The sequence below is a fragment of the Flavihumibacter sp. ZG627 genome (assembly GCF_000814325.1).
Lineage (GTDB): Bacteria > Bacteroidota > Bacteroidia > Chitinophagales > Chitinophagaceae > Flavihumibacter.
Window position 1 is genome coordinate 454,703 of sequence record NZ_JPHF01000001.1, and the last position, 12,978, is coordinate 467,680.

General features: G+C 46.7%; 11 protein-coding genes. 5 read left to right on the top strand and 6 right to left on the bottom strand.

From position 1 onward, the window contains the following. The first annotated feature begins 336 nt into the window (after positions 1–336). From HY58_RS02020 to gldN, 5 genes are all read left to right on the top strand, one after another. Entirely contained in the window at positions 337–2,457 is a 2,121-nt protein-coding gene (locus HY58_RS02020) for a thioredoxin domain-containing protein (protein WP_039126905.1), read from the top strand. Positions 2,458–2,731: 274 nt separating this feature from the next. Further along, the gene (locus tag HY58_RS02025) at positions 2,732–4,024 is read left to right on the top strand and encodes an SUMF1/EgtB/PvdO family nonheme iron enzyme (protein WP_039127884.1); all 1,293 of its coding nucleotides are present in this window, start codon (positions 2,732–2,734) and stop codon (positions 4,022–4,024) included. A gap of 172 nt (positions 4,025–4,196) precedes the next feature. After that, positions 4,197–4,961 (top strand): gliding motility protein GldL, encoded by a 765-nt coding sequence (gldL, locus tag HY58_RS02030; RefSeq protein ID WP_039126907.1) that lies wholly within the window; start codon positions 4,197–4,199, stop codon positions 4,959–4,961. A 54-nt stretch (positions 4,962–5,015) separates the two neighbouring features. Then, positions 5,016–6,548 (top strand): gliding motility protein GldM, encoded by a 1,533-nt coding sequence (gene gldM, locus HY58_RS02035; RefSeq protein ID WP_039126909.1) that lies wholly within the window; start codon positions 5,016–5,018, stop codon positions 6,546–6,548. A 24-nt stretch (positions 6,549–6,572) separates the two neighbouring features. Further along, positions 6,573–7,604 carry a gliding motility protein GldN gene (gldN, locus tag HY58_RS02040; RefSeq protein ID WP_039126911.1) on the top strand — a complete coding sequence of 344 codons (1,032 nt, stop codon included), beginning with the start codon at positions 6,573–6,575 and terminating at the stop codon, positions 7,602–7,604. A 117-nt stretch (positions 7,605–7,721) separates the two neighbouring features. Here the strand turns inward: gldN and HY58_RS02045 are convergent, their stop codons facing one another. The 6 genes from HY58_RS02045 to HY58_RS02065 form a co-directional block, all read right to left on the bottom strand. Then, on the bottom strand, positions 7,722–7,976 hold the full coding sequence (locus HY58_RS02045; RefSeq protein WP_039126912.1) for a hypothetical protein: 255 nt from the start codon (positions 7,974–7,976) through the stop codon (positions 7,722–7,724). Then, a complete protein-coding gene (locus HY58_RS19395; RefSeq protein ID WP_156123536.1) occupies positions 7,973–8,149 on the bottom strand; it encodes a hypothetical protein in 177 nt (58 codons plus the stop codon). The genes HY58_RS02045 and HY58_RS19395 overlap by 4 nt, the downstream gene beginning before the upstream one ends. A gap of 127 nt (positions 8,150–8,276) precedes the next feature. Continuing rightward, positions 8,277–10,121: an excinuclease ABC subunit UvrC gene (uvrC, locus tag HY58_RS02050; RefSeq protein ID WP_039126913.1), complete on the bottom strand. Its 1,845-nt coding sequence runs from the start codon at positions 10,119–10,121 to the stop codon at positions 8,277–8,279. A 15-nt stretch (positions 10,122–10,136) separates the two neighbouring features. Continuing rightward, the gene (locus HY58_RS02055; RefSeq protein ID WP_039126914.1) at positions 10,137–10,718 is read right to left on the bottom strand and encodes a hypothetical protein; all 582 of its coding nucleotides are present in this window, start codon (positions 10,716–10,718) and stop codon (positions 10,137–10,139) included. 9 nt (positions 10,719–10,727) lie between these two features. Next, on the bottom strand, positions 10,728–12,296 hold the full coding sequence (locus tag HY58_RS02060; protein WP_039126916.1) for an outer membrane beta-barrel protein: 1,569 nt from the start codon (positions 12,294–12,296) through the stop codon (positions 10,728–10,730). A 60-nt stretch (positions 12,297–12,356) separates the two neighbouring features. Next, complete coding sequence (locus HY58_RS02065; RefSeq protein ID WP_039126918.1) at positions 12,357–12,935, bottom strand: RNA polymerase sigma factor; 579 nt, start codon at positions 12,933–12,935, stop codon at positions 12,357–12,359. Positions 12,936–12,978: the final 43 nt, after the last annotated feature.

The window sequence follows — 12,978 nt, forward strand, 5'->3', positions numbered from 1 at the left end:
ATTTCAATCAACAATAAATTACATCCCGCCTTCCTACCACTTTCAATTTGTAATTTAATCCCAGCAGCAAAAAAAGCATCCCGCCTTCCTACCACTTTCAATTTGTAAATTATTTCAATCAACAATAAATTACATCCCGCCTTCCTACCACTTTCGATTTGTAAATATTGCTCTCAATATAGTACCCTCTCCATCTCCCCACCACAACATTTTTTCTCCCATATTTCCCTTTTCCCATATCTTTACTGTCCACTATTATTTTTTGCAAATAACTTCTATTTCTAAGCCTATCGTTTACGTCTACCCAACAGAAGTTCCAGTCACTAAACAACATTGATGCCTAACCGCCTTGCCAAGGAAAGCAGTCCCTATCTGCTTCAGCATGCCCATAATCCCGTGGATTGGTATCCATGGGGCGATGAAGCGCTGGAAGCCGCAATGGCACAGGATAAGCCCATACTTGTAAGTATCGGCTATGCAGCCTGTCACTGGTGCCATGTAATGGAGCGAGAGAGCTTTGAAGACGATAAGGTTGCAGCCATTATGAATGAGCATTTCATCAATATCAAGATCGACCGCGAAGAACGTCCCGACCTCGATCATATTTATATGGATTCAGTAACCGCAATGACGGGAAGTGGCGGCTGGCCGTTAAATGTATTCCTGACCCCGCAGGGAAAGCCTTTTTATGGCGGAACATATTTTCCCCCACAACCTGCGCATGGCCGAAACAGCTGGACGGAGATCCTGGAGGGTGTATCGCGAGCCTGGACCGAACGGCGGCCGCAGATCATAGAGCAGGCAGAAAACCTCACCAATCATATGGAAGAGGGTAATAAAATTGGCGCCGTGGCCTCCGATAGCACCAGCGCCCTCCATCCCTCCATCCCTCCATCTCTCCACCCCCACCAACTCGATATAATAACCGCGGAGCTCCTGAAGTCCGCCGACCGCCAGCACGGCGGCTTCGGCCGCGCTCCTAAATTCCCGCAAACCGGAATCATCGCCTTCCTGCTGAGATATGGTATGGACGCAATCAAACCAACAGCCGAGCAGCCTAATGAACCTTCCAGACAGGAAGCCCTCCAGCAAGCCTTCCTCAGTATCGATAAAATGATCCAGGGCGGCATTTATGACCAGCTCGGCGGCGGATTGGCACGTTACAGTACCGACAACCAATGGCTGGTTCCTCATTTTGAGAAAATGCTCTATGATCAGGCCCTCCTCATATCGGTATTAGCAGACGCCTGCCAGCTGGCCGGCCTCCACAGCGAGCGTGGCAGGGAATATGCAAGAGTGATCGATCATACCATAGAATTCCTCCGCCGCGAACTTATGAGTGCCGAAGGCGGATTTTACGCCGCCCTCGATGCCGACTCCGAAGGCGAAGAGGGTAAATTCTATGTTTGGGAACAGGGCGAAATAGAAGAAGTGCTGGGCAACGACGCCCCAATAGCTGTGGAATGGTTTGGTATTTCCGGGGAAGGCAACTGGGAGGGTATAAATATCCTCACCCGGGAAAAAACGATTTCTGAGCTCGCAAAATCATTTGGCCTAAGTCTTGAGGAAACTTTAACAAAAGTTGACAATATCATCTCCCGGCTCATGGAAAGAAGATCTACCCGTATAAGGCCGGCGCTCGACGATAAACAGATCCTTGCATGGAATGCATTGATGAACATGGCCATTAGCAAAGCGGCAGGGGCTACGGGTAGCAGCGAATACAGGCAATTGGCTATAGAGAACATGGAATGGATGCTGCGGGTTTTTGCTGCTGAAAATGATCATTTCTATCATACCTATAAGGATGGGCAGGCAAAGTACCCTGCCTTCCTCGATGATCTCGCATACTTGGTACAAGCTTTGATTTATTTGCAGGAGCTGACGGGTGATACCTTATATATAGAGCGGGCAGCAGAGCTTACGACCATGATAAAGAGGGAGTTCGGAACCAACGATAATCATTTGTTTTATTATACGGGTGCAAGCCAGCACGATGTGGTGGTTCGCAAACGCGAAATATATGATGGCGCACAACCTTCCGGTAATGCGGTGATGGCATTCAATCTCCAGTGGCTGGGATTGGTGTTCGACCGTGCCGAATGGAAGCTGGCGGCGGAAAATATGCTCAATGCCATGGCAGGGGTGGTCACCAGGTACCCGGCTTCTTTCGGTTATTGGGCTGTTGAACTGATGCGGTCTATAAGGGGTTGTGAAGAAATAGTTGTTGCCGGACCCCGGGCGGATGTATTGCGAAACGAAATATTAGCTAATTTTATTCCTTTCCGCGTATTACAATCCACCACCCGCGAGAACGAAGCTTACCCGCTTCTGCGCCACAAGTTCAGCGCCCCCGACACTGCCATACATGTATGCCATAACTATAGCTGCGCCCAACCGGTAGCTACGGTAAGGGAAATGTTGGCGTTGATGGGGAGAGATGGAGGAATGGAGTGATGGGGGAGAGATGGAGGGATGGAGTGATGGTAGAGAGGCAATAGGGAATAGATGGAGATATATTATATATGAAAAGAGATATGAGGGTAGGAGATGCGATAGAATCGTTAAAATTTAGCATTAAAATCAGGCGGAAATACAATAATCCGTAATTAATGACCGTTAATTCACACACGGACAACCGTCGAGAGACTAAATCCGTATAAACTATAAACTAGAGAAGCTGATGTTGACCAAACATTATATTTGCCCACTACCCTCTAATATTATGAAAATGAAAAACCTGTCCACGTTATGTGCAGTCGCTGCTATGTCCATGCTGGCAAGCTGCTCCATGTTTGGCAAGTCCGACAAAAAGGGAGCAGGTGTTCCCCAGGACGGCCAACTTCACGGTATCGCACCGGGTAACAAGTACAGTATGCCAAAGCCCCCGGGCATGGTGTATGTACCACCTGGAACCTTCCACATGGGACCAAGTGATGAAGATGTCAATTTTGCCTATACCGCAAGGAATAAGCAGATATCTATCAATGGTTTCTGGATGGATGCCACTGAAATTACCAACAACGAATACCGCCAGTTCGTATACTGGGTACGTGACTCTACAGCCGCAAAGCTGATGGGTTATGTGAAGAATGTGGATGGTATCGACTATGTGGATTGGGGCAAGGCCAAGACCATCAAATGGGGCGATAAGGCCACTGTTGAGAAGATCGACCAGCTGATCATTTCTCCCGAAAACAGGATTTTCGGAAAGAAAGAACTGGATGCTTCCAAACTGGTATTCCATTCTGAAACATTCGATACCAAAGAAGCTTCTAAAAGAGAAAACCAGGGTAAATCCCGTTCACAGTTCATCGTGAAGAAAGATGTTCGCATCTATCCCGACACGCTGGTGTGGATCCGTGATTTCTCCTATTCTTATAATGAGCCGATGACCAAACGCTATTTCTCTCACCCTGCTTTTGGAAACTATCCGGTAGTAGGTGTGAACTGGAACCAGGCTACTGCATTCTGCGAGTGGAGAACCCACTACCTGAATTCATTCCTGGAAAGCAAGAAGCGCGCCCAGGAGTCTGATTTCCGCCTGCCTACAGAAGCAGAGTGGGAATATGCAGCCCGCGGTGGTCGCTCTCAATCAATGTTCCCCTGGGGTAACTACTACCTGAGAAATAAGAAAGGATGCCTGCTGGCCAACTTCAAACCCGGCCGTGGTAACTATCCTGAAGATGGTGGATTCTACACCGTTCGTGCCGACGCATACTGGCCTAATGATTTCGGCCTGTACAATATGTCCGGTAACGTAGCTGAGTGGACCTCATCCCTTTATTATGAAGGTGGTTACAACTTCCAGCACGATATGAACCCCGATATCCGTTACAATGCAAAGGATTCTGATCCTCCCCGCATGAAACGTAAGGTTCTCCGTGGTGGTAGCTGGAAAGACGTTGGTTACTTCCTGCAAACCGGTACCCGCTCTTACGAATACCAGGATACGGCTAAGTCGTACATTGGTTTCCGTACAGCAATTGATCTTCCTCCAATGCAGGGAAAAGGCAAAAAATAAGCTTATAGAAAATCTTTAAAAAGTAAAAATTTACGGTGTCAGATTGATTCTTAAAAATCAACAGGAATCCTTTTGTCCCTAAATCTTACTTCTTAAATCTAAAATCTTACATATTTTAAAATCCAATTTTTAATTCTTAACTCCTACTTCTTAAATCTTAAATCTTAAAACTATGGCTGGTACATCTAAATCTACTGAAAGACTCGTTAACATAATAGTGTGCGTAGGTGCCGCTGTTGTAATCTTTGGTGCCTGGGCAAAAATCCTGCACAAGCCTTTTGCCGACATCATGCTTACCCTTGGACTGTTAACCGAAGCTGCCATCTTCCTGGTATATGCATTTCTCCCGCCTCCAGGTGCTGAAATGGCTGCTCTCGCTGAAGCGCTCCCTAAAATGTCTGGAAATACCGGTAACCCCGCTCTCCAGAACCTGGATAAGATGATGCAGGAAGCTGACATCACTCCAACAAACCTGAAGCGCCTGAGCGATGGCTTCAACAAACTCGGTACTACGGTTAACCAAATGAAGGATGTTTCTGATGTTGTTGCTGCTACTAATGACTATGCAGTGAAAACTAAAGAAGCTGCCGGTGCACTGGGACAAATGAAAGATGCTTACGTAAAGAGTGCTGCTACCATGCAGAGCTTCAACGATGCTTCTGAATCAACTAAAATGTTCCATGGCCAGGTACAGACCCTTACCAAGAACCTCGGTTCTCTCAACACCATCTATGAGCTGGAGTTGCAGGATACTAACAATCACCTGAAGGCCATGAATAAATTCTATGGTAACCTCGCACAGGCTTCTGAAGCAATGCAGGGTAGCGTGGAAGATGCTAAGAAAACACAAGACCAGATTGCAATGCTGGCCAAGAACCTGGGTAACCTCAACCAGATCTATGGTAATATGCTGAACGCAATGCAGGGTAGAGCTTAACCGCTACCCGCTGGAAACTATGAAAAACTTTGTAACAAACTAAATCCCAGATCCATGGCCTTACCTAAAGAGCCCAGGCAAAAGATGATCAACATGATGTATTTGGTGCTTACCGCACTACTTGCATTGAACGTTTCATCTGAGATCCTGAACGCTTTCAAAACAGTTAATAATTCCATCAACACCGCCAGTGGCGTGGTTGATACTAAGAATGATGCTACTTATAAGTCTTTCGAAGCCAAGCTGAAAGATCCAAAGACCGCTGAAAAAGCCGGAATCTGGTATCCAAAGGCCCAGGAGGCACAGAAATTGTCTGACGACATGAGTAAGTACCTCGAAGCACTGAAAGTAGATTTGAAAAAAGAATCAAAAGGAGAGAATATCGGTACTGCTGAAGAAACTTACAGTATCGATAACCTCGACGCCTCTACCCGTTTGCTGGTAGAAGGTCCTAAAGGAGAAGAATTGCTGAAGAAGCTCACTGATTACAGAAACAGCATGTTAAACGTTGTTCCTGAAATGAAGGCAACTTTTGACAAGACCCTTCCTATCGACCTGAGTGTTCCGAAGTCTGAAACTGGTACACTTGCCAATAAAGACTGGAAGAGCGCCTATTTCCGCATGACGCCAACCATCGCTGCCCTTACCATTCTGAGCAAGTTCCAGAACGATGTGAAGAATACAGAAGCGCAAGTGGTTGACTATTGTCACAAAGAAATCGGTGAAGTAGAAGTAGTGTTCGATGAGTTCCAGGCTTTCGCCGGTACAAACTCAACTTACCTGATGCCAGGCCAGGAACTGGAGATCACAGCGGGTGTAGGTGCTTTCTCAAAAGCAGCCAAGCCATCTGTATCCATCAACGGTTCACCTATTGCCCTTGGTGCTGAAGGTACTGCGTTGTACAAAACTACCGTTAGCGGAGCAGGAGAGAAAAGTGTGAATGTGGTGGTGAACTTCGTTAAGCCCGATGGTACTCCGGCTACACTCAACAAAACAATCAAGTATACTGTTGGTATTCCTTCCGGTGCATCTGTGTTCCTCGAGAAGATGAACGTACTGTACCAGGGTGTTGAAAACCCGGTAACTGTATCAGCCGGTTCTGCTGGTAAAGAGAAGATGAGCGTTTCCTTCACCGGTGGTTCTATAACTCCGGCTGGTGGTGACCGTTATATCCTTAAGCCGAACAAAGTTGGTCCCGCTGAAATCAAGGTAACCGTGAACGGTAAAACAAGTTCTTTCGCAATGCGTTGTAAGAATCTTCCTGATCCTACTGCTTATGTAGGCCAGTCAAGAGGTGGTTCTATGTCAGCATCCAGCTTCAAAGCAATGGGTGGTCTGATGGCAAAGCTGACCGATTCTGAATTTGACGCCAAGTTCGAAGTGGTAGGATATACCCTCGGTGCCAATGGTGGTGCGTTCCAAACTTACCAGCAGAGTGCCAACCAGGGTCCGCGTTGGTCAGGTGGTGCACAGCAGATCATCTCACGTGCAGCTCCCGGTACAACCGTATATTTTGACCAGATCCGCGTAAAAGGTCCTGATGGCCGTGTACGTGAACTGCCAGGTATCTTTTTTAACTTGAAATAAGACATTGACTAAAACAGGCATAAAATGAAAAACCGTATCATTCATATTTGTTTACTGGTAGCAGCCATGGGAATTTTTGCCCCTGACGCCAGTGCGCAGCGGAAGAGAACTTCAACCAAGCGTACCACTACCAAGAAAGCAAGTACTAATAAAAGTAACACCGGAAATGCCGCTGCACTTACAGCCGCTCCTGCACAGGACACTGTGCCAGCTGCGCCGCCAGTGGAGCAGGAACTCGACCTGGGTACCAATCGTAAATCACTGCGTAACGACAATGCTATTGAGCGTAACCTGGTGAAGGAACGTATCCCGCTTACCTATGAGCATATCCGTGAGGATGATGCGGTGTATCGTCAACGCCTGTGGAGGGAAATAGATATACATGAAAAAATGAATCTTCCTTTCTTGTACAAGGCTGATGATGACAATGGTAACCAGCGTTTCATCAACATTATCCTGGGTGCATTGAAAAGTGGAGAGCTCACAGCTTTCAATCCGATCGATGACCGTTTTACCACGCCTATCACCATGCGCGAAATCACTGAGCAACTGGTTGGTAAGCCAAAGGTGGAATCTATCCCCGACTGGGATAAGGATCCCGATGGTTCCCTGGGTATCATGAAAGATACTACCATCATCAACATGTTCAACGCAGAAGAAGTGGAGAAATACTGGGTGAAGGAAGACGTGGTATTTGATAAAGAATCTTCAAGACTGCATGTTCGTATCCTCGGCATCGCACCACTGAAGACCATCAAGAACTCCGACGGATCCTTCCGTGATGTTACCCCGCTGTTCTGGGTTTACTATCCTGACATGCGTCCGCTGCTCGCTCGTTACGAAGCCTATAATGGTAAGAACTACGGTGCGCGTATGAGTTGGGAAGAACTGTTCGAAAGCCGCATGTTCGCCAGCCGCATTATCAAATCAACAATGGATAACCCATCTGATCAAATGATCGCAGGTTATATCAAAGATCCGATCCTGCGCCTGCTCGAAGGTGATAACATGAAAGAAAAGATCTTCAATTACGAACAAGATCTCTGGTCATATTAAGTTTAGTTTTTAGTAAGTTCAAAGGCCCCACTTCGGTTGGGCCTTTTTGTTATTTAAAAAATACCCACTTTAGGGTATTGCAAAGGTGAAAAATAGGTTTACCTTTGTAATGGTTTTTCATAGGATATTGGATTTTAAAAACGGGGCTGGATTTCTATCCTGGCCCCTTGTTTTTTTTAGTACTAACTGCTTTACAAAAACATCACTGATTTTTATGCCACCATCCGCATAATCATATTTCACTTCAACGCTGCCTCCCTCAAGTATCCTGAATTGAAGTGTTGCATATTCTCCCGGCGGCAATGATGGATATTCAAACCGGTTGTTCCCCGCAAACACAAAGAACCCGTCCGCAAATACATCATTCTTCATCCATAATTAAAGATCACCTTCAAATTATCTGTGTCGGCATTCCTGACGTCAAGGATCCTGCTGGCATCACAATGCCAGAGTTCCACTTTTGCATTTTTGTAAGGGCTGATACAATCTTTATGCAGTACGGTTCCTGTAAGATCCAGTTGCCTCCCGGCCTCACCAGCTATCAAAAGGTTTGTTCGTACCGGACTATCCGGCCTGTAAAATGGTCCAAGTATATCACTGGTGGGTAGGAGCCAATCGCAATCAGGGGGCAGAATAAACCGGGTAATAGTTAGATAAGGAACTTATGGCATATTAATGAGTAGTCTCATCTCCGTCACCGTTATGGAAATAATCCCATACAAGTTTTGCTTTGGCAGTACCCACCGTATCTGCCAGCGCTTCCAGCGTTAGTTCGCGAATATTCGTTACACTCCGGAAGGTTTTGAGTAGCTGGTCGGCTGTGGCCTTCCCAATACCCCTGATCTCCTGTAATTCATTCCGGAACGTGCCCTTGCTTCTCTGCTGACGGTGAAAGCTGATTCCAAATCGATGCACCTCATCCCGGATGCTCCTGATCAGTTTGAGCGGCTCACTGTTATAAGGCAGTTTAACCGACTCGGCATCTCCCGGGAAAAATATCTCCTCCTCATTTTTCGCCAATCCCACCACCGTCATTTCGCCCACCAGCTGTAATTCCCGGATGGCTTCCATCGCAGCTCCCAGCTGTCCCTTGCCGCCATCAATGATAACCAGTTGAGGAAATGGTTCCGATTCGTCACGTAGTCGCCTGTAGCGCCTGAAAACGACCTCCTTCATGGTAGCGAAATCATTGATTCCCTTCACCGTCTTCACATTATAGTGCCGGTAATCTTTTTTGGATGGTATGCCATCCCGAAAGCAGACCATCGCCGATACCGGATAACTGCCCTGGAAGTTGGAGTTATCAAAACATTCGATATGCAATGGCAATTCCTGCAAACCCAATGCTTCCTGTAACTGGTAGAGCACCTTTTTCTTTTCCATATCACTGCGGCCCTCCAGGTTAAGGGTCTTCTTGCGCCTTATTTCCTCCTGGAAATAATTCACGTTCTTAAGGGAGAGATCCAGTAGTTTTTTCTTATCCCCACCTCTTGGAATTGTTATTCGCAATGTTGTATCCGATGATGTTACACCAATCAGTTCGGGCAGTTCAAATGGCACGATGATCTCATCAGCCATACTGTTGAAGGTACTGCGCATCTGCCCAATGGCGAAGGCCAGCACTTCTTCCTCGCTTTCATCAAGATGGGTTTCCAGTTGTATCGTATGTGTCTGAACAATGGTGCCGTTCTGTACCATGAGGTAATTCACATAGGCGATATCTCCATCTTTTAGCAGCGAGAAAACATCAATATTGCCGAGATGTTTGCTCACGATCACACTGCGGCTCTGGTATTGCTCAAGATGGTCTAGTTTCTTGCGCATCATCTCCGCCTTTTCAAACTGAAGGTCCATGGCATACTGCTGCATCTCTTTGCGGAACTGTTGCATCACGGGCGATAGGTTTCCCTTCATGAGATTCTTTACCTGCTGCAAACTTTCCTGGTATTCTGTGAGCGACTGAAATCCTTCACAGGGGCCCTTACAATTACCTAAATGATACTCAAGGCAAACCTTAAATTTTCCCTTGCGGATATTGCTCTCCGTTAGGTTCAGTTTGCAGGTGCGCAAGGGAATATTATGACGGATAAAGTCGAGCAGCTCCCTCACCTTACCTACGGAAGTGAACGGACCCAGGTATTCCGATCCGTCATTGATCTTTCTTCTCGTCAGGAATACGCGGGGGAAGGGTTCTTTCTTGATCACCAGAAAGGGGTATGTCTTGTCGTCCTTAAGGTCAATATTGAAACGGGGACGAAACTGTTTGATCAATGCATTTTCCAGCAGGAATGCATCCTGCTCCGAATCCACGATCGTAAATTCTATATGGTCAATCCGCTGCACCAGCTCGTGCGTTTTATAGCTGGTGAATGTTTTTGTGAAATAGGAACTTACCCGCTTGCGGAGATTCTTAGCCTTACCAACATACAGCAGATTGCTGCCGGCATCAAAATATTTGTATATACCGGGAGCCTGTGGAATCGTATGGGCGATATGTTGAAAGTTGGCGCTTGTCATCGGCACTTCTCCTGGCTATTCCGTTCCATCCCAAACAACCTTGGTCTGGCTGAGTACAGGTTCTGCTCCGGGTAGTTGATGGGTACGGATAAACTGGTAATAACGTTCGGCCTTCCAGAAAAGTTTTTCATTTATAAGGGTGTCTCCCCGCTGGTAAACCTTGTCCATAAAAACCGAGATCACTTTTTCTGTTCTTTCCGGATCAGGTTTCAGCACCACATCAACCCGCTTCAGAGGCAGACTGCTGTCTTTGGTGAGATAGGTGAAATTGATGCTGGGTATCGACTGATCCGCGAAACTGCTCTCTTCATATTTATCGCGCAGTGCAGGGTCAGTAATATCCTGGTCGAGATATGCCTCTGCCATTGCTTTGCATTCTGCCGTAGTCATGGGCAGGGTGTCGGTCTTTCCGTATGCTGATTCATAGCGCACAACAGGAAGCTGCAATGAATCAATTTTTTTCAGCTCCGAACTGATATATGCGTTAACAGGGAAATAGGATTTTTCTTCTGCCGCTGCATCTTTCTTTTCGGTATTGTTACATGCACCTAAGAGGGTTGCCATTACTGCGGCTGCAGGAATAAAGATTTTTTGCATGCGGCAAAATTAGCGCAAAGTTTTGCTTACCCCGATTTTCATACCGTATTCCATCAGGTTTTCGCGGATGGGGTATTCCTTTTTATAAGTGGAGAAGAGATTATACCGGAATTGCGGACCCACCTGCCAGCGGATATCACCGCTCTGGTAAGAAACAAATGCCTCGAGACTGCTTGCCATATTCCAGCGACGTACCAATGATGGCTCCCTAACATAATTGGAGAGGTTGCTGCTCAGCAGGTATTGATTGGTGTTGAGGAGATAACTTGGTTGTAATCCGGCTGCAATGTTCACCTGCAGTTTCTGGTCGCCCATCAGCTTTAATTCCGCGGCGATCGGAATGGTCACCTGCAGGTATTGGTTCTGCATGCTACGCGGATTATCGCCTGCCAGGTTTCGCACATTAGACGTTGCAACAAGCGTATCCCTGCGATATCCATATTCTGATTGCAATGCCACGGTTGTTTTCTCAAGAAGATGAGAAAATGCTTCGATCTTATAGCGCGTCAGGTTAAGTTGTAAACCTGAGCGTATGGAGAATGCTTTGCTTGCCTGGTAGCGGAACGCACCACCCAGCTCAAAGCCAATGGCCGGTTGGTGGTTAACAAACTGGTTCACATTCAGGTGCCTAACCATCAGGGGAGAGTTGCCATAAGTGGTCCTTGATTTCCCTTCAAACAGGTTGCGGTATCCAATGCTGGGGGCAAAATGCATCAGGAATGAGAAATTCCTGCGCGCTGGCATCCTAAATCTTATCAGCCTGTTGTCTACCACGGGTATAGAAGTTGATGATGCCTGCAAACTGGTACTTGGCGTACCTGGTAATGGAATAAAAGTGGTTGTTGGCGGATTGCCTTCATCCTTTCCGAGCCGCGCATTAACATTGGGTGCCAGTGTTACTTCAGATACATTCCCGGCATCGGGTTTAATTATTTCATTTGCACTCACCACTCCGCTCACTACATTTCTGGAACCAGCATTTGCAATTGATGCTGGTTGCTGGGCATATAAGGCCGTATTAGAGCCAGGCAGGATACCAGTGGCGGGCAAGGTGCCATTATGAACGATCAGCTGGCTGTATTGTGTGGAGTTGATCTCTTGTAATAACAGGTTGGCGGCAGCCAGTGTGGGTGCTAAGGCCAGAGGACCAACCCTTATTCCCGATGGGTCAAATGCGATCAGCGTGCTGCCTTCTTTATTAGCCTTTATCTTTAACGGGGTCAGTCTTATTGGAGCCTCAATGGCCATAGGGGGGATCAGCGACTTGGCCCTGAGTTTTGCAATAATATCATGAACGGTTACGCCGGAGCTTTCCCCATAAAGTGAATGTTCGCTGATTGGAGAGCTGGAAATGATTTTGGCAGGGCGACGGGAACGATCAACCGCATCTGTAGTACTTAACCACACAATGCCCGACAGAACTAATAAGAGTAGGGCGCCGAGAGCAACACGTCTCCTTCCGGGATGCATACGGCGATAAATATTCGTCCATACTCCATCAGAAGGGTACATCCTATGCTGATCGGCGTTCTCCTTTAGAAACTGTTCAAATTCGTTCTCAAAAAATTGTTGCTCCATCTTCGTCCGGTTAGGGATGCGTTTTCATTAATATGCCCTGTTTCCTTACATAGAGTCTTTTTAGCGTCCAAACGCTGCTAACAAAGACACTTTATCCTGAGGTTTTTGAAGGATTTTTTTTCTCACAAGAATCTCTTCCAGCATTTGCCGGGCACGGGTATATTGCGATCGGCTGGTACTTTCTTCAATATCAAGAACAGTAGCGATCTCTTTATGCGAATATCCTTCCAGTGCATAGAGGTTCAGAACGGTGCGGTAACCAATTGGTAACATACGGATACATTCTATTACCTGTTTAGCCTGTACAATTGAGTGCACAGATTCTTCCCTCACCTGTACGCCATTGGCATGGATAATATCAACGCTCTCGTTAAATTTCTTATTTCTTTTCAGGTGATTGATGCAGGTGTGAACCATGATGCGCCGCACCCAGCCTTCAAAGACTCCATGGCCGCGGAAACTATGGATCTGTGAGAATACTTTAATGAAACCTTCCTGCATCATGTCCTCCGCATCTTCGCGGTTGTGTGCAAATCGGTAACATACCGATAACATTCGGGAACTGTATTTCTGGTACAGTTCCTTCTGCGCCATCGGATCATTGTTCAGACATCCATTGAGAAGGATTTCTTCCGTCATAGTGGGGGTTATGCTATCGTAAGTTAGGGAAAAAAGGAATACG